The organism is Phytoamicus setariae (assembly GCF_016722925.1).
Classification (GTDB): Bacteria; Pseudomonadota; Alphaproteobacteria; order Rhizobiales; family Rhizobiaceae; genus Rhizobium_E; species Rhizobium_E setariae.
In genome coordinates, this window is the sequence record NZ_JAEQNC010000002.1 from 450243 (window position 1) to 474686 (window position 24444).

The following is a 24444-nucleotide window of genomic DNA, read 5'->3' on the forward strand; positions in this document are numbered from 1 at the left end:
GTCAGGGGACGAGGCTGCGGTATAGCCGCTCGGTCTCGTCCACCATGCTCTCCAGTTCGTAGAGATGCTTGCGGGCGTTCGCGGCCGCAAGCATGCTGGCGTATCGGCATCGATCCGATACCTTCAGCATTGCATTCGCAAGTTCGGTCGGGTCGTCGGAATTGGCGACCAGCAGGCCGTTTGCGCCATTGTTCAGAACGGTTGATGCCCCGCCGACATCGGACAAGATCAACGGTAGACCGGATGCGGCGGCTTCAAGCATCACATAGGACATGGCCTCGTAGCGGCTGGGCATGACGAGGGCATTGAATGCCTGCATCGCTTCGGCGCCATTCACCTCGGAATCCAGGTGAATTCGCGGCTCCAAGCCGCTGGCGCGAATCTGGCTTCGAACGGCGCCCTCAAGCTCGCCCGATCCGATCATCACCAGTTCGGCCTCCGGTCGCTCGCGAGCAATGCGGCTGAATGCGTCGATCAACCGTTCGGGAGCTTTCTGCCGGGAGAGCCGCCCCACGGCACCGAACACGAATGCGCCCTTTCGCACGCCGAGGCGCTGGCGGATCTCAAGTTGTCTACCTGATGGTGGTGGGCTGACGCCGTTGATGATGACGTGCAGCCTGTCGGCGGCAATGCCGAGCGCCTCGATGGCATGGCGTTTCTCGTCAACGGAAACACAGATCAGCGCATCGGTGAGATAGCGGCCGAACAGGCTCTCTATGCCGCCGAATATCCGTCGGCCGTTTTTTCCGAGCGTGGGGTCCATAGTACGGAAGGCATGGGGCGTATAGACGCGCGGGATGTGACGCCCCGGTTTGCGCATGCGCGTCAATGCCCCGGCTTTCGAACTGTGGCCATGGATGATGTCGAACGGCCCGCCCTGCTCGATAATGCTGGCTATCGTCTGCCAGGCCTTGAAATCGGACGGCGAAGGGGAGCGGGTCATCGGCACCGCATGTACCGCGGAGAGCCGTAGTGCCTGTAACTCGCCGATGAACCGTTCCTCGGCGCGCAGCGGCGAATAGATTGCCGTAACATCATGCCCGCGTGCCGAAAGCCCCTTGCAGAGATCGACGAAGTGCCGGCCGGAGCCGCCGCCGCTCGGTTCGAGGACCTGCAGGATCTTGAGGGGAGGCAATGTCACGTGCGGATCAAAGCGGGGCTTGACCGCTGCCTCTGGTATTTGTGCTCGAGCGCAGCGCAGCCCCAGACGATGCCGAACAGCACGAAATGGTGTCGCCAGTGGTCCGTGTCGATGACGTTGCCGATCAGCTCATGGCCGCAGAGCGTGATCCATGCTGCCAACAGATAGGGTTGCCACGGCCGGTCACGAAACATGTTGCGCAGGCCGAACCACAATGTCGTCCAGACAAGGCCGATATAGGTGACGAAGCCGAGCCAGCCATAGCTTGTCAGCGATTTCAGCCAGATATTGTGCTCGTCCTCGGGGAACATGGTGCTGAATACCATCGGGCCGATGCCGAGCGGTTGGCTCATGGCGTTGAGAAAGCCGATCTGGTGGCGTTCGAAACGGCCGAGCCGGTCGCCGTCATAATCCTGCACCAGCTTGGTGCGGCTGGTCAGCAGGTCGGCAACCTGGGGAATCTGCAGGGCGACGATGATGCCAACGACGCAGAAAATTACCCCGGCGAGCGTGAGCACCAGCACCTTCAGCCGGAACGCTCCTGACCGCTCCTTGATCAGCATCAGCAGCACCATCATCGCGGCGGAAAAGGCAAACATCGCCCAGGCGGCGCGGGAGAAGGACAGAAGCACGCCAAAGGCGATGATCGCCAACGCGCCGCCGCGGATCGGAAGATGCTTGAGCTTGCCGGTCAGGATGCCGTGCAACAGATAGAGCGAGGGTGCGACAAGGAAGGGGCCGAAGACGTTCGGGTCCTGGAATGCGCCCATCGCGCGATCGTAACGGGTAAAGGCTTCCGCGCCGGGAAAGGCCTTGAAATATCCCAGGATGCCCAGCATCGACGTCACGACGGCTGCGGCAGTCCACGCATTGAAGATCAGCTTCAACCGGCGGTGATCTTCCTCAATGATCGCGCAGTAGAAGACCGAGGACAGGGCCAGAAAGAGGGTGACGGCCAGATACATGGGGGCATCGCCGATCTCTTCCATCTGGGTGATCGTGAGAAAACCGCCGACCATATAGATCAGCATGAAGGCGAGCAGCGCCCCCGTCGTCCGCGAAATTCTCAGCCCCATGATGAACCAGAAGCCGATCAGCGCGGCCATGAAGATTTCATAGGGTGCCGGCTCGTCAATGACGAAGCCGGAAAGGAAGACGCCGAACGCCACCAGGCCCGAGCCGATCAACCTGAGGGTTGCGCGGCCGGGCCTGAATGTTGCGGGAACGTGCGTCGTGACCGTGCTCAATAGGCGTTTTCCGTATTGAACAGCCGGATCGGCGTGAGGAACAGAATTTTCAGGTCGAACAGCAACGACCAGTTTTCGATGTAGTGTAGATCGTAGGCCGTGCGGTATTTGATCTTCTCGTCGCTGTCGATTTCGCCCCGCCAGCCGTTGATCTGCGCCCAGCCGGTAACGCCCGGCTTGACGCGGTGGCGGGCGAAGTAGCCTTCGACGATGTCGGCATAGACCCGGTCGTGGCTCTGGGCGAGCACGGCGTGCGGGCGCGGACCGACAAGCGACAGGTCGCCCTTGAGCACATTGAAGAACTGCGGAAGTTCGTCGATGGAGGTCTTGCGGATGAAGCGTCCGACCCGCGTCACGCGCGGATCGCCTTTGGTTACGGCCTTGGCCGCTGTCGGGTCGCCGAGGTCAGTATACATCGACCGGAACTTGTAGACGTTGATGATCTCGTTGTTGAAGCCGTGACGCTTCTGCTTGAAGATGATCGGGCCCTTGGAGGTCGATTTGACGGCGATTGCCGCGCCGAGCATGATCGGCCACAGAAGCGTGATTGCCACGATGCTGAAGAAGATGTCGAAGATCCGCTTGGCGACAGAATCCCAATCGGTGATGGGCTTGTCGAATACGTCGAGCATCGCCATGCGGCCGATATGCGAATAGGCGCGCGGGCGAAATTTCAGTTTGGTGGCATGGGCGGCGATGCGGATGTCGACCGGGAGGATCCAGAGCTTGCGCAGCAGATCCAGGATGCGCTTTTCCGCCGTCATCGGCAGCGAGATGATCAGCATATCGACACGCGCCAGGCGGACGAACTCCACCAGTTCGGCCACGGTGCCAAGCTTCGGATAGCCGGCGATCAGTTCGGGTGAGCGGCGGTCGAGGCGGTCGTCGAAGACGCCGAGGATGCGGATGTCGTTGTCGGGCTGGCTTTCCAGCGACCGGATCAGTTCCTGCGCCGGACGGCCGCCGCAGACAATGACGGCGCGGCGTTCGAGCACGCCGTTGCGCAGCCAGTGGCGAAGCGCCCATGCCAGGAAGAAGCGCTGCGGCACCAGGTAGGCAGCACCGGCGATGAACCAGGAGCCGAACCACAACCGCGAAAAATCATGCCCAGACTTGAGAAAGAACAGCGTCAGCGCCATAGACGCGAAGGACAGCGCCCATGCGCCGAGGATGCGCCCCATCGCTGTACGGGGCGTACGCAGCACCGGGATCTGGTAGCAATCCGCAAGTTGCAGGAAGAGCACGCTGAGTGCGGAGCCGCCTGCGACCACCGGCATGTACCAGAACAGCATCTCGATGTTCTGGGAGTAGAAGAAGTTGATGGCCTGACCGATGAGGAACAGCGCCAGAAAATCGACGAGGCGAAACATACCCCTCATGATGGCGGGCGAGTACTTGTCTTCCCGATATTGCTCGGCGATACGCTTGGCGAAACCGTTGAGTTCTACCGGCTTGTTGGCCTCACTCTTGTCCGCTACCCCCAAGGTCCGGATTTCGGATACCTGCTTGCGAAGACGGTCCACGTCGAGGTCGGGGTCTTTTTCTGGTTCGCTCATCGTCATCTACTCAATACCAACTTTGCCGGAACGGTAGTGGAAATGAACTAAGAAACGCTTACGCGTTATAGTGGAAGCAGTGTCTTGTCAGGGGAAAACAACGGTTTTCAGTGGCCAGCCAGATCATGATAAAGCGCAGTGATCCGGCGTGCCATGGTGTTCGAGCTGAACACTGAATGGAACTTCTGGCGATCGGGCATGTGCTGGGCTTTCCAGCCCAATGACGCCAGGCTTTCGGCCATGATCTTTGCCAGCGCATCGGCGTCGCCCGCCTCGACCAGCGCCTTGTTGCCCGCACCCAGCACTTCGGAAATTCCGCCGACATCGGAGGCGATCACCGTCTTACCGGCAGCGAGCGATTCCAGCACGATGTAGGGCATGGACTCCGCCCGCGAGGGCACGACGACGGTTTGCGAGGCGGCGAAAGCGTCCTTGATGTTCATTGCCGGCAGCATGGTGATACGGCGGCCCAGGCCGCGCATCGTCATCATCTGCAGGTATTTGTCTTTCTGCGGCCCATCGCCGATCATCATGCCGGAGAGCGGTCGCCTGAGAATGCGCTCGGTCTTGGCGAATGCATCGATGAAAACATCGGGTCCCTTGAGATCACGCAGCATGCCGACATAGAGGAAATGGACGGCATCGGGCTTTTCCGGGATCAGCTCGAAATCTGCCTCTCCCACGCCATTGTAGACAACCTCGTTGCGGATGCCGATCCGCCCGACTTTCTGCCGATAGGTGTTGCGCTCGAACTCGCAGACGAACACCAGGGCATCGGTTATCCATTCCTGCAACTTCTCCAGCCGGAAAACCGCCCACCCGGCTAGGCTCTTCGGGTTGAAGTGCAGGCTGCCGCCATGCGGCGAATAAAAGCGGGATACGCGATACCTGTTCACCCGCAAGGCTGTGCCGGCGAGCCTGGCCAATGCGCCACCCTTGGCGCCATGACCATGCAATACATCCGGCCGCAAACTTCTGATTTCCTTGTAACTTTTCCAGAGAACCGGGACATCGCGAATGGATACAGACCGGTCTATGGGTATGCGTGTCAGCCCCAATGAAAGATGGGGCATGATGGAATTGAACAGGTTTTCCTCATGCACGCCGCCCGTCGAACTGTCGCACAGGATGCCGACTGCATGGCCGGCCCGGCTCTGCTCGATGGCAAGGTCACGCACATGGCGGAAAATGCCTCCGATCGGGGAGCGAAAACAATGCAATATACGCAACGGCGATCCGTTCTGCATCGTCTCAGAACAGCCGTTCGCGAATATAGATTGTATCACCGGCAAGCACCGGGTCTGAGATCAGCACGCGGCCGGTCAGGATTTCGCCGTTGATCTTGCGCGTCAGGTCGGCATTGGCCTGGTTGGCGCGTGCAGAATAGCCGCCGGCCACGGCGATCGCGTTCTGGATGGTCATTCCCGGCACATAGGTGTACTGGCCCGGTTGGCCCACTTCGCCCATGACGAAGATCGAGCGATACCGGTCGACCTCGATGGTGACGTCGGGATTGCGGAGAAAGCCCTGCTGCAGCTTGGCGGCAATCTGCCCTTCGAGTTCCTGCAGCGTGCGTCCCCGCGCGGGCACCGCACCCACCAGCGGGAAGGCGATGTATCCGGCCTGGTCGACGGAGTAGGTGTTGGAAAGGTCCTTTTGATCAAAGACGGTGACCCGTAGCCGATCACCGCTATCGACGCGATAGGGCTGGATCGTGGCTTCGTGGAAGGCCTTCGGTGCCGGGCGATAGGAGCTGCACGACGAAACAATACCGGCAGCCGCCATGATGATGGCGATCGAAAGGCTGTGCCGTGTAACGACGGTAAGCATTCGTTCTGCGCTCCGGTTTGGCCGGACTTTATTCCGGCATAATTCGTCTCATGGCTCGGCACGATTAACTCATTATCGCAACCCGATCCGCTACCTGATGCTGCTGTTATCGTTCCATTAAGGTTAACAGTCGGTAAACCGGGGCGATTGTTGAGGAATTTTACGTCGGTGCTAGTTGCTGGCCTGCTGGTTAACGCTTCACTTACCTTGTTTGTTTAGTTTCGCGTGTGATTGTATTTCTGGAGTGTTGAGTATGCCGGTTGCAAGCCATCGTGAGCAGGATGCCGATATAGATTTGCGTGGATTGTTCCTCGCGATCTGGCGGCGGCGCATGCTTGTCCTGACTTCGACGGTGGCGCTCGGTGGTCTGGCCTTCCTTGGTGCGAGCATGGTCTCGCCGAAATACCAGGCCGAAACGAAGATCCTCATCGAATCTCGCTCGCCAGATCTCTCGCGCCGTTTGACGGAAGCGCGCCAGCCAGCGCAGGGCGTTGACGAAGCTGGCATTGCTTCGCAGGTCGAGTTGTTGCGATCGGCCGATCTGATCAAGCAGGTTGCTAAGGATCTCAAGCTCCATGAGCGTGCGGAGTTCGACCCGAGCGCTCATCCATCCATCCTTACCCGCATTTTCGTCATGTTGGGTTTTGCCAAGAACCCGCTGGACGTGCCGCCCGAAGAAAGGGTGATCAAGGAGTTCGATCAGAAGCTGCAGGTCTATCAGGCCGAGAAGTCGCGCGTCGTCGCCGTCCAGTTCTCCTCGAAAGATCCTGAACTCGCGGCTGCAATCCCCAACGCCATGGCCAAGGTGTATCTGTCGCTGCAGTCCGGCGCCAAGCTCGATACGACGTCGGAGACGGCAAAGTGGCTGGAGCCGGAGATTGCCAACCTCCGCGAGAAGGTCCAGGCGGCGGAAGCCAAGGTCGCGTCCTACAGAGCTTCATCCGACCTGTTTAAGACAAGCCAGCAGAACACGTTTTCCGAACAGCAACTCAACGATATTTCGCAGGAAATTACCCGGGTCCGTGGGGAACGCGCCACTGCCGAAGCCCGCGCAAAGAGTGTTCGCGCCGCACTTTCGTCGGGCCGCAGCGTCGATACGCTTCCTGAAGTTGTCGGTTCGCAGATGATCCAGCGGCTGAAGGAAACCCAGTCCGGCATCGAAGGACAGATTGCTGATCTTTCGACGCAGCTGCTCGAAGGCCATCCGCGCCTGAAAGGCCTGCGTTCGCAACTTGAAGGCATACGGAGCCAGATCCGGACCGAGACCCAGAAGATTCTCGCCAGCCTCGAGAATGAAGCTGGCGTTTCTCGCATGCGCGAGCAGCAATTGATGCAGCAACTGAGCACGCTGAAGGCAGACACCGCCAGCACCCAGGAAAAGGAAGTCGGCTTGAACGCGCTGGAGCGCGAAGCCGTCGCCCAGCGTCAGTTGCTCGAAACCTATCTGGCCCGCTATCGCGAGGCCGTCTCCCAGCAGGACATGAATGCAACGCCGGCAGATGCGCGTATCGTGTCCCGCGCGACCATGCCGAGCGAACCCTATTTCCCCAAGATCCTGCCGATCACCATTGTATCGGCACTGGCTGGCGTTATCCTGAGCGCCGTATTCGTCATGCTGGCCGAGCTGTTTTCCGGTCGTGCGTTGCGGCCAGTCAACTACGAGCAGGACGAGCCTGAGGGCGGAGATCATGTCGAGATGGAACGGCAGGAGGTGCGGCAAAGTGTTGTCGTCTCTGCGCAGCCCGATGCTCGCCCGGTTGGTGCACACCAAAAAGGAATTGCGCCGTCGGCCATTAGCCCGAGCCTGCTTTCGTTTGCCGCGCCGGAAATGGAAGCCGCCGAAACGGACCTGCAGGACGGCGATGAGGAGGATGTTGAGGGAGAGTTTTCGCCCAATTCCGTCGCGCGTCATCTTGTCGGTGCAGATGTCAACGTTGCCATCGTCGTTTCCCTGGTCGGGGACGGCGGATCGGCAGCAACCGTTGTGCTCGCCAGGACCGCCGCCGAGATGGGGCGCAAGACCATTCTTATCGACATGACTGGCTCGGCGCTGCCCACGCGCATGATGGCTGATAGCGTATCGCTGCCTGGGATTACCGACTTGCTGACTGGCGAGGCGGCCTTTGCCGAAACGATTCACGGCGACCGGGCGTCGGATGCCCATATCCTTCCGCATGGCACGGCAAACGCCAAGCGAGCGATGCGCGGCGCAGATCGCTTGTCGATGGTCATCGATGCATTGGCCGAAGCCTATGATCTGGTGATCGTCGAATGCGGTCCGGCCGATGTCGCCGGCGTGGGAAGGCTGGCGCGCAAAGGGCAGGCCGAAATCATTCTCTCGGCGTCGCCTGCCGCGGCGGAGAAGATCGAAGAAGTCGCTGGCGGATTCATCGATGCGGGCTACGAGGATGTTGTGCTGTTGTTCGGCAGGCAGGATGTGTCGCCAACCGATAGCAGCCGCCAGGCGGCGTGAACCCGCTTATGCGGCGTTTGATGGTGCGGCTCCTTCCCCGTTGAACGCCCCCTCTAGTCGTCGGCCTTTTCGTCCAGCACGGGTTGCTGCGCACGTGTGCGCAGCTTCTGCACGAAAGCGTAGATCGCTGGATTTTGCTTGATCATCGTCTTGAGGCGGGTCGCCGTTTCTTCCTTCAGCGCGGCGAGCCGGCCGAGTGGTGTGACTGGCAGCGTAACGTTGACCTGGACCGTTTCCTCCGTGCACCACGAGCGCTTGAACGGCATGTCGCCGATGCCGAAATCGAACAGGCAGACGTTCTGCGCATTGTATTGCTCGATCATCAGATGAAAGAGAAGTTCACCCGGGCTGGCATCGGTCGCAGGTCCGCTGCCGATCGAGCAGAACTGCACGATGACGTGGTCGCCTTTGCGCGATAGCCCGGCAACGGCGGGGATTTCTCCTTTGTGATCGCCACCAGTCATGCGCAAGGCATGCATGCGCAACGGAAAAAATGTGTCATCGGATGACGCGAGCAGGGCTGAGTGGAGAAACTTGCGGGTTTTTGCGCAGGCAAACCCGTTTGGCAAACCGAATTCCGCCAACCGGGCAGCCTTCTGCTCGAAGAACAGGTCGAGAAACTCCTTCTTTTCCGCAGCACTATCGGCGGTCACGTGCTCATAGCCGCCAAGGGCCTCCAGCCGGCGATGACCCACACCATATTTCTTGCGCCGCCGCTTGGCGTTCAATTGAGCAAGCGTCTCGACGAAAGAGGACTTCACCGGCAGCTGGAACGCATGATTCTGGTTCTCGACATGCGGCAGCATCGAAAAGGGCAGGGTATGCCCCCGCCAATTGAGCGGCATGTTCCCGAGGATGATGCAATCTGCACCGGCGATACGGTCGCGAATGCCGGCCGCGATTGCCGCCATCAGATCCGGCGTCGCACGCTCGGTCAGGATCGGCGCGACCAGTCCGGTATTGATGTTGGCATGATGGGCACCGATGAACTGCGCTTTGGTAAACATGCGGCCACGGACGATTTCCAGCGGCAGGATGAAGGCGAGCGCACCGTCGATACGTCCTTCAACGATTTGCAGCGGGCGTTGATAGGCATCGACCCATGCCCGGCACCACTCATAGGATTGGTGCACCGAGTTATGGTTGTCGGCTTCGAGCGCGCGCCATTGCTGCTCGAGGGGCGCCATCCGGTCGTGGATGATGATCGAAACATTACCGGGCATGACGTATCGATCCGTCTGGGCCGGGGCGTGGCCGATGGCTGGTTGCCGAATGGCGTTGTCGAATTTCATTTGCCCTGCATGCACGGCAAAATGCTCCCCGGAGAGATTGCGATTGTCACGGTTCTAGCGCGGAAGATGCCGACAAAGAATTAATCGCCCACGATGCCAACGTCTATTTGGAAGAGGCTGGTTAACGTCCGGTTATAAATTGGGGCTGCTGCTTACCCTTGGCGATCCTTCGGGCGATCCGGCTTTTCCATCCATTTGATGATGCCCATGGCGGGCAGTATCCACAGCAGTCCCGTCAGGAAGAAATACAGCAGGTGGATCGACCAATGCGAGTTTCCGAGGGTCGCCGATGCGATCATCGTGGCAAGAAATGCATAGACAAGCACGAGAACGATGATGAGCACAGTGCCGATCAGTTTGCGGAGCGTCTTGGGCATTTTGTCTCACATTGCATGTTAGGGTCTTGCCATGGCGATTGCCCTGTAGCAGAGCTTTGGCGAAAAGGACGACAGCCATGACCGACAGCGCAATAAACCGCGAATCCCGAATTTACAAGGAAATTGAGCGGATTGACGCCAACCGCCGCGCGGTGCGCATTTGGCTGCTGGTCGTGCTGTTTGTGGTGTTCTGTCTGGTTCTTGTCGGCGGCGCGACGCGGCTGACAGATTCTGGTCTGTCGATCACCGAGTGGAAGCCGATCCATGGCGTCGTTCCGCCGCTGACGGCTGCCGAATGGGATGAGGAGTTTCGCCTCTATCAGCGGATTCCGGAGTACTCCGAGATCAACAAGCACATGACCGTCGAGGAGTTCAAGGGCATCTTCTGGTGGGAATGGGCTCACAGGCTGATCGCCCGCTCGATTGGCGTCATTTTTGCCGTGCCGCTGTTTTTCTTCTGGGTTACCGGGCGGCTGGAGCGGCGCCTGAAGCTGCCGCTGCTGGGAATTCTGGCACTTGGTGGCGTTCAGGGTGCTATTGGCTGGTGGATGGTCGCATCCGGCCTGTCCAAACGGGTCGATGTCAGTCAATATCGATTGGCGATTCATCTGACGGTCGCCTGCCTGATCTTCGCCGCCACCACCTGGGTCTGGCGGGCGCTTTGTCAGCATTCGGGCGCGCTTCTGCCACGCAGTCGTGCGTCCGCCTTTGCCGGGCTCCTCGTTGTTTTCGTGCTTTTGCAGATCTATCTGGGTGCGCTGGTGGCGGGCCTTGACGCTGGCCTGGCTTACAACACCTGGCCGTTGATGGATGGAGCGATCGTCCCTTCAGGGCTGGATGTGCTTCAGCCACTGTGGCTGAATGCTTTCGAGAATGCCAAGGCAGTGCAGTTCCTGCATCGGATGAATGCATACATCCTGCTGATACTCGCCCTGCTCAATATGCTCTGGCTGATGCGCGCCATGCCTGGCACGCCACATGCCAATCGCGGACTGGTTTTCTTCCTGCTGGTCGTCGTCCAGGCGGCCCTCGGTATCATGACGTTGTTGTTTGCCGTGCCGCTGGACTGGGCACTGGCACATCAGGGATGCGCGTTGCTGGTGCTTGGTTTCTCGGTCGCCCATTGGCGCGGGTTCTATGGTGAATATCCTCGGCCGACCGACGTCGAGGTTCGGGGCTAGCCGGAGAGCGGATATGATCCGGCGGGACATGTAGACCACGCCAGACCTCGCGGCCGGGATCAGTTGGACCTGTTGCCCGCCGATTCCCGCATGGCCGTGAAATCCACTTCCGGAAGGAATGCCGGTTGATTGGCGCGCGCGGCAACAAGACCAGGCAGATGTCGTAGCAAGCCATGGCCAATCACCGGATTGGTAAGGCCGTCGTCTATGCTCAGCACGCTGTCGCGGATACCAAACATCGTGTGATGTCGTTGCAAAGCTGACGCAGTGGCAGGAATGAAAACCGGTACCACCGGCACGCCGTTGATGATCTGTGGCGCATTCAGCGTCTCGACCTGATAGCCGGTTTCCAGCATCCACGTCACCAGCTTGGGGTGCGTCTCGACGATCAGTCCCTTGATGCTGCTCAGCAGGCAGAATTCGAGCACGCCAGTGATCAGCATGTGCGACGCCTGGACATTGCCGATCTTGCCGGCACTGTCATCGGAGATGCAACGGGTCCATTCATAGACATCGCGCGAACGCGGCCATGCCTGTCCCTGCATGATTTCGGGGTAAACGTCAGACAGCAGATGTGGCCCGGATGTTCTGAGAAGGCGCGTATAACCGATGACCTTGTCATCGAGGGTGGCAATCAAATGCACCGCATCGTCGGTGTCGAAACGGTCGGTCTCGCGGCCGTCATCCGACCGGAGCTCCTTCCAGCCGAGTCTCTCGACGAACTGGCGGTGGCGAAAGCGCCAGACCTGCTCCATCAGTTCGGGATAATCATCAACGTTCTGAGATGTAATGACCTGGATCATAGCAATTTACCCCCGATTAAGGGGCGCATTTGAACAACTGATCAGAATTCTTCTATGGGCAGATTTACCCTGTTGACAGTCTATCTGATCAGACCCGCGCGTAGTGACTCAGCAACAAGTTGCGTGCGGTTGGTTGTATTCATTTTTCGTTGTGCGTTCTCTAATATGTGTGAAACAGTTCTTTCTGATATTCCTAGTATTGCCGAGATTTCCCACGCTGTTTTTCCTTCTGAGCACCAGGAAATGCACTCTTTCTCGCGTGGCGTAAGGTTAATAATTCGTTGCATAAGCCCGCCTTTACCGCCGCTTTTCAACTCCTTTATTTTATTATGCGCATAAATAGAGATCATGTGAAGTGCACCGCGTGCTTCCTGGGACAGGTCGACGCGGTCGGATGCATAGGTAACGATTGCGCGAAAGCCCATGATGGAATGGATCGGAACGCTGAAGCCGTTGTTGAACTTGAAGTCCATCGCCTCCTGCATGAAGCTCATGCCGCGCTTATCGACTGTCATATTCTGCAGCGCGTCTGACCAGACGAAGGCGTTGTCGGAAAGCAGAGTGCGCTGGATCACTGGATCGATCCGGAAATACTGGTTCTGCAAGTAACGGTTCGCCCACTCCTCCGGCCAGCCGTTCAGCAGCACGTAAGGGTCCATCTTCTCGTTCGGTTCCGGAATGCCCGATATCGCGAAGGAATCGAGGCCGAAGAAATCCGTCACTTTGCGCAACTCTGCGAAAGCCTGGTCCTCGCTGCCGATTTCCTCCAGCGTCTGGATAAAATCGAACATCATATTCGCAATGGCCGAGCGCATTGCCGCTCCACGGTAAATAGAACTAAGTATTGCCGATCCCTATCACATAACCGCCGAAATCAAAAGACAGCGGGGATTGGATGGATTTGGGAGTTGCGGGATGGTTATCCAATCATTTTACGGATCTGTCGCGCCAACATCATGCGTTCCTGTGCCATTGGCGATCGGGTCGACAGTCCATCTTCCCGAAGCCAGCATAGCGACAGGGCCGCATGCGCTGCCGCAAATCGCAGTATTTTGTTGCGATCGCATCCAACCGCAGCGCCAAGCGTTGTGGCAAGGGCATCGATCCTGTCGGGATCGCAGATGAGATCCCTACGGCCGAGCGGATTGCCAAAAATATTTGCGGCATCATAGGCCGGATCCCCGACAAGGCCTTTCGGATCGATCGCCAGCCAATGCGTTTCATCGGCTGAAATAACATTTCCATGATGCAGGTCGCCATGCAGCGGCTTGATACTCGCTTGGCTATCCAGAAGCGCTCGTGCGTGAGCCGCCGCCCATGCCAATAGTTCATCGAGATCGGAGCTCGAAGCATTGGCTGCGACCTCGAAGAGGCTGCTAAATCTTAGCTCGAGTGGAACGAACGATGCCGGAGGCGGCGCGGCGCCGGGGCCATGCATGTGCTTCAGCACGGTGGCGAGGATCTCGTTGCTCGGGGTTTCGCCGTGCCGCGCGTGGAATTCTTCAAGTGTTCGTTCGCCGCCGTCTTCGAGCAGACCCATATCGCCAGAGCGGTCCAAAAGACGCACACTGCCAGCGCCATTGCGCCAGGCGAGGAAGTCGAATCCGGCGCGTTCCTCGGTGCCTGCGGGCTTCAGCGCCTTGAGCACCACCGGTTTGGCGTCCGTCGTGCGGGCGCGCCAAACCATGCTGCTTGCTGTATCGGCGATCTGCCACAGGTTTTCGAGTCGCCAGTGACGTGCGGCTACCGCGACGTCGTGCGGCAGCGCGGTCATGCGCTCAGCATCAGGTCCATGTTCTGAACGGCAGCGCCTGATGCGCCTTTACCAAGGTTGTCGAGCAACGCCACGAGGTTGATGTGTTCGCCGCCCGGCTGGCCGAAGACGTAGAGCTTCATCGTGTCCTTGCCGGCGAGTTCGACCGCGTTGATGCGCGGCAGCTTTGCGGCGACGTCGAGTGGAACGACTTCGACGATCGATTGATTGGCATAATGGGCGACCAGCGCCGCATGCACGCTCTCGACCGTCGCGTTGTCTTCAAGATCGTCAACATGCAGCGGCACCTGCACGATCATGCCCTGAGGGAACTTGCCCACCGACGGGGCGAAGAGCGGTTCGCGCTCAAGCAGGCCGTGTATCTTCATCTCAGGCACGTGCTTGTGCTTGAGCGTCAGCCCATAGAGGAAATGCGGCGAGTCGATGTGTTCTGGATTGGAAGCGTCTTCGATCTGGGCGATCAATTGCTTGCCGCCGCCGGTATAGCCGGAAACGGCATTTACCGTCACGGAATGATACTCGGAAATGATGCCCGCCATGCGCAGCGGACGGATGAGCCCGATAGCCCCCGTCGGGTAGCAGCCCGGATTGGCGACATGGCGGGCGTCGCGAATCTTGGCGCCCTGGGAATTGTCCATTTCAGCGAAACCATAGGCCCAGTCCGGATGCACCCGAAAGGCGGTGGAGGTGTCGATAATCCGCACTTTGTTGTTGGCGGCGGTCATCTCCACGGCTTGCTTCGAAGCGTCGTCCGGCAGGCAGAGAATGGCGATATCGGCGGAATTCAGCAGGTCTTCGCGCATCTGCGCGTTACGCCGCTCTGATTCCGGAATGGACAACAGGTCGACATCGGCGCGGCCGGCCATGCGCGTGCGGATCTGCAGGCCCGTTGTCCCATGTTCGCCATCGATGAAGATTTTCGGTTTCATTTTGACCTGCCAGTTGTTTCGTTCACGGACATGCGGCCGCGTCCCGTGCCGCTTTCGCACCGATATAGGTTCGATTTAACCTTAACGCAACAAAGGGTTCGCAGTATGCTTCTTGCCTGCGATAGGTAGCTTGAATGTTGTTTGTTCGTATATTTTTTGCATTAGGGAAATAGTTGTGTTTAGGCTAATCAATATAGCAATGGCTGTGATGGCAAATACAGTTGTAGTGGTGATATTGGCGGTATTATACGTTTTTATTATTAGATATCTAGATACAAGATGGCGATTTGTGCCGTATACGTTGGGCGTTACATTCGCAATATCTTCAATTATATTCCTGTTTTCGCGTCGTCCGGCATTTTCCGCTTATGTTGCGGGTCTATTTGTGCTGCTGCAGACATTCGCATCTGCGGTGAAGTTCGAACTCAAGGGCTATTCTCTGCATGTCTACGACGTCATTTTCGTAGGTGCCGATGGGTCGATCATGTCGTTCCTGGCGACCCACTACTTCTCGATATTCTCTATGGCGGTACTGATCCTGTTCGTCGCGATGGCCTTCTTGTGGTGTCTTTATCGTTTTGAACGGCCGCTTATCGTTGCAGTCCGCTTGCGGGTGCCAGTGGTAATGCTGGGTATCGGCGCTGCTTTCGCTGCCCATCCCGCGCCGCGTCCGGGCGATCCCCCATTTGTTTTTGGCTTCAACGCATCGTCGCTGTTGCTATCCCTGTGGCACATTCCTCATCTGATTGATGAATCGCCACTGGAGAAAGTCATCAGCAACGTTCAGGCCGGTGAACGGTTCGCCGATACCGTGCAATGCGACGCGGCAGTGGCAAAGCCTGATGTGTTTGTAGTCCTTTCGGAAAGCCAGACATCGCCGTTGCTGTTTTCGGAGATCGACATTCCCGATGCCGTGACATCTGGTTTCACGTCGGGCGATGGAAAGATCAGGCCGCTGTTTGTCGAGACTTTCGGCGGCGGCACCTGGATGAGCAATTTTTCGGTTCTGACCGGCCTGTCCAGTGCGGATTTTCAGTGGCAGGCTCCTTACGTCAATCAGTTGCTGGAAGGCAGGATCAAGGGGGCGGTTCCCGAAGTGCTGTCTCGTTGCGGCTACCGCACGGTCGCCATCATGCCGATGAAATTCCACGCCCTGAACGAGGGGCCATTCCTCAAGTCGATCGGTTTCCAGGAGGTTTACGACGGAGAGGCGATGGGGCTTGCCTCGATGGAAATCCGCGACCGCGGTTACTTCGCATTTGCCGAAAAGATCATCAAGGAACATCGCAAGTCGGACGAACGCCCCCTGTTCATTGCAATGCAGACGATGTTTCCACACGCTCCCTATGCAAACCGACTGGTACCCACCATCGACCTGCCAGCGCATGATTTCAAGTCAGGCGAAGACGTTTCCGAATATATGCGCCGCGTCTATGCGTCTCGCCTCGATTTCCGCGCGTTTCTGGAGAAGAGGCGCCAGCAACCCGGAAACAACGGTTCCGTCCTGGTCGATTTTGGCGATCATCAGTCAGTCGCCACCAAGGAGTTTGCGCTCAAACGCTATGATGGCGAAAATGCTTTCGTCGATTTCCGGTCCATCATCTACCAGACCTATTTCTCGGTCCACGGATTCGGTGTCGATGTGGATTACACCTCACTGAGCCAGCCAGAGGACGTCGCGTACCTGATGGCCCGCGTCGCCGCAGCGGCCAAACTGCCGACGTCGCCGGTTTTTCAGGACCTGCTCCGTCTGAGTGACCTGTGTGCAGGCCGCTTCCACACCTGTGAGAACAGGAGTGAAATCGACTTGCATCTGAAGAAGCGTGCCAATGCGGGGCTGTTGGCGCTCGATTGATCGTCATTGCACTTCAATGGCTTGGCGCGGGAAACGGAATCTCCGTGTCAGCCTCTTGAATCAGCCTTTCAGCGAAAGGCTGTTTCAACCCGCGCCATCTTTGGCCATCCTTTGCGCCCTCAGCCCTAGCATGTACATCGCCACGCTGGCGCCGGCGATCGCGGTGATCTGGCCATGATCATAGGGCGGCGAGACCTCGACGACATCGGCGCCCTTTATATCGAGTTGACCTAGTTTCTGCAGCACCGACAGCATCTTGGCGCTCGACGGTCCGCCGGCGACCGGTGTGCCGGTTCCCGGTGCATAGGCCGGATCGAGGCAGTCGATATCGAAGGTGAGGTAGCAGGGGCGATTGCCGACACGGGTAATGATTGCCTCGGCGATCGCGGTGGCCGACATGTCCTCGACGACGTGGCCGTATAGCATCTTGATGCCGCAATCGTCCGGCGCGTGGGTGCGAATGCCGACCTGGATCGAGTGTGCGGTATCGATGATCCCGTCGCGGGCCGCGCGGCCGACGAAGGAGCCGTGGTCGATCCGCCGCTCTTCGTCGAACCAGGTATCTTGATGGGCGTCGAACTGGATCATCGCCAGCGGGCCATATTTGGCAGCGTGGGCCTGCAGCAGTGGCCAGGTAATGTAGTGGTCGCCGCCCATGGTAAACAGGAACGCCCCCGATTTGATGATCTTGGACGCTTCCTTCTGGATCGTTCCGGGCGTCTTGTGGTGATTGCCATAGTCGAGCAGGCAATCGCCATAGTCGATCACGGCCATGTTCTCGAACAGGTCGAGATTGAACGGATATTGCGGATCGTTGTCGAAGATCGTCGATGCCTCGCGGATCGCGCGCGGTCCAAACCGGGTCCCGGGGCGGTGCGAGACCGCAGCGTCGAATGGAATGCCCCACACCACCGCATCGACGCCGATAAGGTTCTTGGTGTATTTGCGCCGCATGAAGGAGAGTGCGCCGGCATAGGTCGGGTCTGTCGCCGCTCCCTTGATGGATTTGGCGGTAAAGGCGTTGTCGATGGTCTTTGCTGGCATTGGCTGTCTTCCTGTTCCCCTGGTTCTGGCGTGAAGCGTAATCGGGCGAACCGCCTGCGGTCAATCCTGGAGGCAGGTCCCGCATAAGCGACTGATAGGCGGATCGCTCGATTCTGCCGGACCAGTTTAACTTCGGCGCAACTTTTCGCTGCTCAAAAGGAGCTAGGATATTTCGAGCATGTTGGAGGGGTATTGTGGCTATCCGGGGTACGGACAAATCCGAAACGATCTATGGCACCAGGGGCGAGGACGAAATCTACGGGTTGCAGGGTGACGATCTGATCGACGTCAACGGCATGGGATCGTCAGACGCCTGGGCTTCAGATTCAGTGCACGCGGGTGCGGGTGACGACATCATTAAGGGGTTCACCTTCGATCTCGCCAAGGTCGACGATATGCCGGAGGCCAAGATAGAGGTCGATGGCGGAAGGGGCAAGGATACCATCGTCATCAATTTCCTCAATAATTCCGCCGGGGCGGGCAGCCTCAACTTAACCATCTTCCAGAAACAGTTAGATCCGCGGTTCATCGAATGGATGAGCTATGATCTGACCAATGCCTGGAAGGTCGCTACGCCTCCACCGTTGAAGGGCACCGTTTTCAACGAGATCTACAACTTCAAGTCTGGGGAGAATTTGAACGTCGTCTATGCTGGCGCGGGCAAGGACATCTTGCTGCTCGACAGTGCGGGCGGCACGTTTCGCGGCGGCGGCGGCAACGACATTCTGGTCGTGGAAGACGGGGAGAACCGTCTCCATGGCGGGGCCGGGGCAGATGCCTTCGTCTTCTCTGTCGGGGGTGGAAAAGACCGGGGAGAAGAAGGCAGCCTGACGAGGATCGCTGACTTCCAGCGCGGCACGGACAAGATCGTCGTCGATCTCGGGGCAAGGGAGGATTTTGGCGACCGGCCCCAGGATCTGACGCCTCGCAATATAGGCGAAAGCAGCAGGGATTTGTACCAGCGCCATATCGACTACGACCGTGCAAGTGGCCGGCTTTATGTCGATGATGAACTGGTGGCGAAAGTGAAGGGCGGGCTTGATCTGCACGCCGGCGACTTCTTGTTCTGCTGAGTGAGAGAAATGGGCACTGTCGGCCTGATCCGGCCGTGCCCTATTTCACTTCACCAAAATACTTGGTCCGCAAATCTCCCACGACGCCGTTTTCCTGCAAGCCGAGCAGTTCGACGGTCAATGGGCGTGTAAGCGGGCTTCGAAGGGGAAGGGCGAAGCCATATTTATCGGGTTCGAAAAGTGCGCCGACAACCTCGACTTCCTTGTCCGGATGCTGGTGGGCATAATATTCCAGCACTTCCGCATCGCCGATGATGGCATCGACCTCATCATTTTGAAGAGCCTGAACCGAGTGCTCGAGATCAGGATAGGTGCGGATACTGAATCCGGAGGATAAGGCGAAATCCTCCGACACGCTGCCCGCGAACACGCCGACGGTCTTGCCCTGCAGGTCGGCAAGGCCGGCGATCTGATTGTTCAGCGAAAGTGTCGTCATCACACTTGCAATCGATGACGTCACGTAGGCGAGAACGGCAATGCCGCAGAAGAGCCACAGGCCGTGCCACACCCGGCCGACCCAGCCGAAGAAATTCTTCCGCCCTGTTGGCTTGCCGGACGCGATCGACATGACGGCAAAGAAGCTCTCCGCTAGGCCGTCGAGCCATTTATTCGGAAACTCCGGATTGAAACGACGGTCGAACAGCGTCAGCAACACCGTTCCCGCCAGAATGATGCCGGCAAACCAGATATAGACGCGAAGGTGGCCGGAATCCTGCAGGCCGTCGAGTATGTCCCAGAAGTCAGTCGTCTGAGATTGGTCCACCATCACTCTTTGACCGGAATCGAACCAGGGTTGGGTGAAATCCACATTCAAAGCGCGATTTTGGGTGATGGTGAGGTTGGTGACGGCGATTTCGATTTCACCTCGGGCCGCGGCATCGAGCAATTCGCGAACGGTGGAATAGGCGCGAAAAGTCGTCTGGATTCCAAGCTCGGCGGCCAGTGCCTTCCACAAATCGACCGCCATTCCGGAGAATTTGCCGTGATCCTCCGTCACGAAGGGAGGATTGACATAAAGCCCCGCGGTCACGGTGCGCGGCGTTGCTGCTTGCTGCGCAACCACATTTCCAGCGCAGAGGAGCAGAGCCAGCACGATCATCGCAAGTGCAAGCACGTCGCGGCAAATTCGCCTTGGATAATGCAGTCCGCAATCGGAAGGTGTGGGAGTCATGGATGGGCTTCTAGCATGAAATTGTTGCAGGCGACAGATTGCCGGCGATTGGCACTATCGGCCAAACGAATAGGCGCGCTCGACTTTGCCCACGCGCACTTCGTAGCGCTCGTACCATTTCTCGCGACCTTTGTTCTGGGCATCGAGATGATCGAGAACGGCCTTCCAGCTGCGGATGCTTTGTTCGTCTGCCCAGAAGGAGTTGGTGATGCCGAAACCGTCCGACCCGCGCGCGCTTTCGACGCCGAGATAGCCCGGCTGCTTGGCGGCAAGCTCTGCCATTTTCTCGGCCATGTCAGAGTAGCCGTTGTCTCCGTCGGTGCGCTGGCTGGAGAAGGTAACGACATAGTAGGGCGGGCGGGGCGTGCTGGCGAAAGCTGGCTGCGACATCGGGTGATTCCTTGTTGCGTTTGCGATGTTAACAGTGTTGTGACGCGAGGTTGCCTGCAATTCAGGCAACTCATGCCCAAAACCTGTGGTTCAGCACATTACGTAATCACACTTAAATTGTTGATTGGATTTAGTAAAATTTTTGTTGCGTGAAACCCGCAAATCACATCCCTATGACGTTGACAGTGAATGGAGAACTTCATGATGATCTTAGACATCCCATGGACCAAGCCTGTAACCGTCGAACTTCAGTGTGGAATGCGCCGTCTCTTTCGTGGCGCTTATGATGCTCTCGACTTCCTTGAAAACGAATGGCCGATCCGCAAGGGCTCGCATTACCGTCAGGCGGTAAGGCTTTGCCGTGTTGCACTGTCTCGCACCTCCTATGCGGAAGCCGCGCATGATGCCTTCGTCGCAGCTTGCAGCGAAGCTATGCTGTATTGTGGCCATGGCAGACCGGTCGCATCCATGTCGCATGCGGCGACGCACGCCTCAAGCTGAGTTGCTGCAGGGCAGTTTCCTCTGCCTTCAATCGCATCCGGGTTACCGCCTGGCCGCTTTTAACTCGTCCTGTGAGGGACAAGCATTTCCGTATGTTGGATGTTCAACTGTTGACGCGAACGACCTGGCCAGCAGTCGCCTGGGATGCCGTCAGGCTCCTCCTCGGATATCCGTCGGAAATCCGGTTCAGTGTGCCAGCGTCACTTGCTCACGCGAAATTCAAGATGAAATGAGCCCAGTTGACTGGATGAACATGTGGGACACGCCATGAAAAAAAGGCCGGGCAAAACCCGGCCTTTCCGTATTTCCGATTTCGGAAGCGATTAACGCTTCGAGAACTGGAACGAACGACGTGCCTTCGCACGGCCGTACTTCTTGCGCTCGACCACGCGGCTGTCGCGGGTCAGGAAGCCACCCTTCTTGAGCACGCCGCGAAGCGCCGGCTCGAAGTAGGTCAGTGCCTTGGAGATGCCGTGACGAACTGCACCGGCCTGGCCGGAGAGGCCGCCGCCGGCAACCGTTGCGATCACGTCGAACTGGCCGTCGCGAGCAGCGGCGAAGATCGGCTGGCGAAGGATCATCTGCAGCACCGGGCGGGCGAAATATGCCGTGTAGTCCTTGCCGTTGACGATGATCTTGCCGGAGCCGGCCTTGACCCAGACGCGGGCAACCGCATCCTTGCGCTTGCCGGTGGCGTAGGAGCGGCCCTGGGCATCGACCTTGCGGACGTGAACCGGAGCAGAGGCTTCGACAGCGGTGCCGAGGTCCTTGAGGGAAGAAAGGTCAGCCATGATCAGCCTCTTTTCGTGTTCTTGGCATTGAGCGAGGCAACGTCGAGAACGACCGGCTGCTGAGCTTCATGCGGATGGGCGGCGCCTGTGTAGACCTTGAGGTTCTTCATCTGGCGACGGCCGAGCGGGCCACGGGGAACCATACGCTCGACAGCCTTTTCAAGAACGCGCTCCGGGAAGCGGCCTTCGAGAATCTGGCGCATCGTGCGTTCCTTGATGCCGCCGGGATAGCCGGTGTGCCAATAGAACTTCTTGTCGGTGAATTTCTTGCCGGTGTAGACGACCTTGTCGGCATTGATGACAATGACGTTGTCGCCATCATCGACGTGCGGTGTGAAAGTCGGCTTGTGCTTGCCGCGCAGACGGTTGGCGATGATGGAGGCGAGACGGCCGACGACGAGCCCTTCGGCATCGATCAGCACCCACTTCTTCTCGACGTCTGCCGGCTTCTGTACGAAGGTGGACATATGTCTATTCTTTCGTGTTCGATCCCCGAAACCCGAAGGCAAGGGGCGTTTCTTGTTGCTTGGATTGTGTGGCCGGAGCCCACAAAAAAGATGCTGCCCGGTAGGACAGCGATCTGGCTGGGCTTATACGCAACGCGCCGGCTTTCGTCAAGAAAGACAAATGTGCTGACGGGAAAAATAGATAAACGAAATCAATAAGTTGATTGTGAGGTATGGAGATACCTCACATTTTTCCGGGTGGAATCGCGTAGGTTGCCGTCGCTTGCGCTATGAGTTGGCCCGTATCGGCACGCTGGATGCCGATGTCCATCACGGAAAGCAGCCTTCCGGTCTTGAGCATCCGCCCGACACCCAGCAGCGGCACGGGTGCGGGACGGTGGAGGAAGGATATATTGAGGTTGCTCGTCAACGCCAGTCGGCCGGCATCGATGCCGACCGTGGCGAGAAGCGTCGCATAGGCGCAGACATCAGCGAGCGCGAAGAGCGACGGACCCGAAACCGTGCCGCCCGGTCTCAGGTGACTGTCATTGGGCGTGAAGTTGAGGGTGACGGTATTTTCCGCCACGCTTGCCACGCCGAACACTCGGCCGCCCGCATGAATCTGCGGAAACTCTCGATCGAGAAAGTCGCTGATTTCCGTGGCGGTCAATTGGCTCGGCATGCTTGCATCCATTCAGCTGCGGCCAACAAGGCTAGCCCAGTTTCATTGTTAGCGCACCCAGCGCAATCATCCCGCCGGCGACATAGCGCCAGGGGCTGGCGCGCTCCTTCAGGATCAGGACCGAGATCAGCAGCGCAAACAGGATCGATGTTTCCCTCAACGCCGCGACGGCGGCAATCGGGGCGCGCGTCATGGCGTAAAGCGCCAGTCCGTAGGATGCCACCGAGCCAATGCCGCCGATCAGGCCGCGCCGCCAGGTGGTGCGCGCGTGTTTTAGCACCGGTGATACGCCACGCATCAGGAATGCGAAGGCAAAGAGCGGGATGGGAGGCAGGATCGAGATCCAGATCGTGTAGGAGATCGGATTGCCGGCGAGCCGCGCGCCGATGCCATCGACGTATGTATAGAGGGCGATGACGCAGGAATTGATCAGCGCAACGCCAATGGCCTTGGAATGGCCGCCGCGAAAGTCGGCTGCGATGGTCAGGACTCCGGCGGAGATCACGATAACGCCAGCAAACATCATTGGCGAAAGGGTTTCCGCCAGCACCACGCCGCTGGTGGTGGCGATGATCAGTGGCGCGACGCCGCGCATCAGGGGGTAGACGAGGCCGATATCGCCAAGGCGATAGGCGGCGCCGACCAGCTGGTAATAGGTGAAGTGGATACAGACAGAGCCGATGATGTAGGGCCAGGCGGCCGCATTCGGCAGCGGCAGGAAGGGAAGCGCGCATAAGGATGCCACTGCCGCGCCCAGCGCCACCATGGTGGAGTCCAGCTGCTTGTCGGTACCCGATTTTACGAGCGCATTCCAGGTCGCATGAAGGCAGGCGCCGAGGAGAACAAGAAATACAATATCAATTGGCATGAATGAATCCGGGAACTGACCTGCATATGAGCCTCAACCGAGTCTCCTGCGGAATGTAGCGTATTCCTCATTGCACAGCCGAACACCCCGGAAAAGGCCGTTTGCTTTGTGTTTTGCGCCATAGGTTGGTCGCATTTGCGCGCAACCGATCAAAACGATTGACCTTTGCGTTGACCTTTAATGATTACGTAAGTACAAAAAGTATACATAGAGGGTACATTAAGGGAATTTAGCGTATGTCGATCGACCGTAGAATTTCATTGGTCACTTTGGGCGTCGAGGATCTGGTGCGTTCGACGGCCTTCTATGAAAAGCTGGGCTGGCAGAAATCCGCCTCTTCTTCGGAGACCGTCACCTTCATTCAATTGAAGGGCACGGTGCTCGGTCTTTTTTCGCGCGCGTCTCTGGCCGAAGACGCTCGGGTGCCTGATACACCCAAGGGTTTTTCGGGCGTGACTCTCGCGCACAACGTCTCGAGCGAAAGGGGCGTCGATGCGGTCTACAAGTTCGCGATCTCCTGCGGTGCCACAGAAATCAAGAAGCCGGAAAAGGTGTTCTGGGGCGGATACTCAGGCTATTTTGCCGATCCGGACGGCCATCTCTGGGAAATTGCCTACAATCCGTTCTTCCCGATGGATGCCGAAGGCCATGTGGCGCTGCCGGATTGACGCGGGCTACCTGTACAGGCAGCGGCCGATTATGTCGTCGCAGTCAGCGGTGATGCAATGTCTGACTAGGCAGCGATTGGTGTCGGCAGACGGAATGTGGACGCGCTCGGTGATCTGATGGGGCGCGCAATACTTCTTGTTGCTTACATAGCGATCATAAAGCGTCAGGCTGGGCTTGCGTGGCGAGGGATAGCGGAAAATTGCTGCGCCATGTTGCTCGATCAGGGACTGGATAGCACCGCAACTGTATTGCAGCGCGCTGTAGCGTGGAGTGGCCACGACCGAAGTCGCCACGGAAATCGCTGCTGCCGTCAAGACTGTCGCCACCAATAGTTTCGGCATCTACTTTCCC

24 protein-coding genes and 1 pseudogene are annotated in these 24444 nt (G+C 58.3%); 6 read left to right on the top strand and 19 right to left on the bottom strand.

From position 1 onward, the window contains the following. Position 1: 1 nt before the first annotated feature. From JJB09_RS04840 to JJB09_RS04860, 5 genes and pseudogenes are all read right to left on the bottom strand, one after another. Positions 2-1141, bottom strand: a complete 1140-nt coding sequence (locus JJB09_RS04840; RefSeq protein WP_201653904.1) for a glycosyltransferase — start codon at positions 1139-1141, stop codon at positions 2-4. Beyond that, a complete protein-coding gene (locus JJB09_RS04845) occupies positions 1138-2388 on the bottom strand; it encodes an O-antigen ligase family protein (RefSeq protein WP_201653906.1) in 1251 nt (416 codons plus the stop codon). Before JJB09_RS04845 ends, JJB09_RS04840 begins: the two co-directional genes overlap by 4 nt. Beyond that, positions 2385-3944, bottom strand: coding sequence for an undecaprenyl-phosphate glucose phosphotransferase (locus JJB09_RS04850; protein WP_201653908.1), 1560 nt, complete (start codon positions 3942-3944; stop codon positions 2385-2387). The genes JJB09_RS04845 and JJB09_RS04850 overlap by 4 nt, the downstream gene beginning before the upstream one ends. 107 nt (positions 3945-4051) lie before the next feature. Next, the gene (locus tag JJB09_RS04855; protein ID WP_201653911.1) at positions 4052-5191 is read right to left on the bottom strand and encodes a glycosyltransferase; all 1140 of its coding nucleotides are present in this window, start codon (positions 5189-5191) and stop codon (positions 4052-4054) included. Between the two features lie 4 nt (positions 5192-5195). Then, positions 5196-5702: pseudogene (locus tag JJB09_RS04860) on the bottom strand (polysaccharide biosynthesis/export family protein); the annotation flags it as partial. A 325-nt stretch (positions 5703-6027) separates the two neighbouring features. Between JJB09_RS04860 and JJB09_RS04865 the strand changes: the two are divergent. Continuing rightward, positions 6028-8247 (top strand): GumC family protein, encoded by a 2220-nt coding sequence (locus tag JJB09_RS04865; protein ID WP_201653917.1) that lies wholly within the window; start codon positions 6028-6030, stop codon positions 8245-8247. A 53-nt stretch (positions 8248-8300) separates the two neighbouring features. On the opposite strand, the gene JJB09_RS04870 is transcribed toward JJB09_RS04865, so the two are convergent. Continuing rightward, positions 8301-9539: a GNAT family N-acetyltransferase gene (locus JJB09_RS04870; protein WP_201653920.1), complete on the bottom strand. Its 1239-nt coding sequence runs from the start codon at positions 9537-9539 to the stop codon at positions 8301-8303. A gap of 152 nt (positions 9540-9691) precedes the next feature. Next, positions 9692-9916, bottom strand: a complete 225-nt coding sequence (locus tag JJB09_RS04875; RefSeq protein WP_201653923.1) for a DUF2842 domain-containing protein — start codon at positions 9914-9916, stop codon at positions 9692-9694. A gap of 77 nt (positions 9917-9993) precedes the next feature. Between JJB09_RS04875 and JJB09_RS04880 the strand changes: the two genes are divergently transcribed. Further along, positions 9994-11097, top strand: a complete 1104-nt coding sequence (locus tag JJB09_RS04880; RefSeq protein WP_201653926.1) for a COX15/CtaA family protein — start codon at positions 9994-9996, stop codon at positions 11095-11097. 59 nt (positions 11098-11156) lie between these two features. On the opposite strand, the gene JJB09_RS04885 is transcribed toward JJB09_RS04880, so the two are convergent. The 4 genes from JJB09_RS04885 to argC all read right to left on the bottom strand — a co-directional run bounded on the left by JJB09_RS04885 (position 11157) and on the right by argC (position 14603). After that, positions 11157-11900: an acyl-homoserine-lactone synthase gene (locus JJB09_RS04885; RefSeq protein WP_201653929.1), complete on the bottom strand. Its 744-nt coding sequence runs from the start codon at positions 11898-11900 to the stop codon at positions 11157-11159. An 80-nt stretch (positions 11901-11980) separates the two neighbouring features. After that, entirely contained in the window at positions 11981-12715 is a 735-nt protein-coding gene (locus JJB09_RS04890; protein ID WP_201653932.1) for a LuxR family transcriptional regulator, read from the bottom strand. Between the two features lie 104 nt (positions 12716-12819). Beyond that, entirely contained in the window at positions 12820-13674 is an 855-nt protein-coding gene (locus JJB09_RS04895) for an aminoglycoside phosphotransferase family protein (protein WP_201653935.1), read from the bottom strand. Then, complete coding sequence (gene argC, locus JJB09_RS04900; protein WP_201653938.1) at positions 13671-14603, bottom strand: N-acetyl-gamma-glutamyl-phosphate reductase; 933 nt, start codon at positions 14601-14603, stop codon at positions 13671-13673. Before argC ends, JJB09_RS04895 begins: the two co-directional genes overlap by 4 nt. A gap of 385 nt (positions 14604-14988) precedes the next feature. Here argC and JJB09_RS04905 point away from each other — a divergent pair, with 385 nt between their 5' ends. After that, positions 14989-16458, top strand: a complete 1470-nt coding sequence (locus JJB09_RS04905; protein ID WP_201653941.1) for a sulfatase-like hydrolase/transferase — start codon at positions 14989-14991, stop codon at positions 16456-16458. Positions 16459-16542: 84 nt separating this feature from the next. On the opposite strand, the gene speB is transcribed toward JJB09_RS04905, so the two are convergent. Continuing rightward, the gene (gene speB, locus JJB09_RS04910; protein WP_201653944.1) at positions 16543-17502 is read right to left on the bottom strand and encodes an agmatinase; all 960 of its coding nucleotides are present in this window, start codon (positions 17500-17502) and stop codon (positions 16543-16545) included. A 194-nt stretch (positions 17503-17696) separates the two neighbouring features. Here speB and JJB09_RS04915 point away from each other — a divergent pair, with 194 nt between their 5' ends. After that, positions 17697-18575, top strand: a complete 879-nt coding sequence (locus JJB09_RS04915) for a M10 family metallopeptidase C-terminal domain-containing protein (protein ID WP_201653947.1) — start codon at positions 17697-17699, stop codon at positions 18573-18575. 40 nt (positions 18576-18615) lie between these two features. Here the strand turns inward: JJB09_RS04915 and JJB09_RS04920 are convergent, their stop codons facing one another. Then, complete coding sequence (locus tag JJB09_RS04920) at positions 18616-19746, bottom strand: transporter substrate-binding domain-containing protein (protein WP_246748574.1); 1131 nt, start codon at positions 19744-19746, stop codon at positions 18616-18618. Between the two features lie 54 nt (positions 19747-19800). Then, positions 19801-20136 (bottom strand): antibiotic biosynthesis monooxygenase family protein, encoded by a 336-nt coding sequence (locus JJB09_RS04925; RefSeq protein WP_201653950.1) that lies wholly within the window; start codon positions 20134-20136, stop codon positions 19801-19803. A 201-nt stretch (positions 20137-20337) separates the two neighbouring features. Here JJB09_RS04925 and JJB09_RS04930 point away from each other — a divergent pair, with 201 nt between their 5' ends. Then, entirely contained in the window at positions 20338-20637 is a 300-nt protein-coding gene (locus tag JJB09_RS04930) for a DUF982 domain-containing protein (RefSeq protein WP_201653953.1), read from the top strand. 323 nt (positions 20638-20960) lie between these two features. Here JJB09_RS04930 and rpsI read toward each other — a convergent pair whose 3' ends face one another. The 4 genes from rpsI to JJB09_RS04950 form a co-directional block, all read right to left on the bottom strand. Next, complete coding sequence (gene rpsI, locus JJB09_RS04935) at positions 20961-21428, bottom strand: 30S ribosomal protein S9 (protein WP_201653956.1); 468 nt, start codon at positions 21426-21428, stop codon at positions 20961-20963. A gap of 2 nt (positions 21429-21430) precedes the next feature. After that, the gene (gene rplM, locus JJB09_RS04940) at positions 21431-21895 is read right to left on the bottom strand and encodes a 50S ribosomal protein L13 (RefSeq protein ID WP_201653959.1); all 465 of its coding nucleotides are present in this window, start codon (positions 21893-21895) and stop codon (positions 21431-21433) included. A 223-nt stretch (positions 21896-22118) separates the two neighbouring features. Then, the gene (locus JJB09_RS04945) at positions 22119-22556 is read right to left on the bottom strand and encodes a PaaI family thioesterase (RefSeq protein ID WP_201653962.1); all 438 of its coding nucleotides are present in this window, start codon (positions 22554-22556) and stop codon (positions 22119-22121) included. 31 nt (positions 22557-22587) lie between these two features. Then, positions 22588-23424, bottom strand: a complete 837-nt coding sequence (locus tag JJB09_RS04950; protein WP_201653965.1) for a DMT family transporter — start codon at positions 23422-23424, stop codon at positions 22588-22590. Between the two features lie 236 nt (positions 23425-23660). Here JJB09_RS04950 and JJB09_RS04955 point away from each other — a divergent pair, with 236 nt between their 5' ends. Further along, on the top strand, positions 23661-24092 hold the full coding sequence (locus JJB09_RS04955) for a VOC family protein (RefSeq protein WP_201653968.1): 432 nt from the start codon (positions 23661-23663) through the stop codon (positions 24090-24092). Between the two features lie 6 nt (positions 24093-24098). Here the strand turns inward: JJB09_RS04955 and JJB09_RS04960 are convergent, their stop codons facing one another. Continuing rightward, positions 24099-24434: a hypothetical protein gene (locus tag JJB09_RS04960; protein WP_246748575.1), complete on the bottom strand. Its 336-nt coding sequence runs from the start codon at positions 24432-24434 to the stop codon at positions 24099-24101. Positions 24435-24444 lie beyond the last annotated feature (10 nt).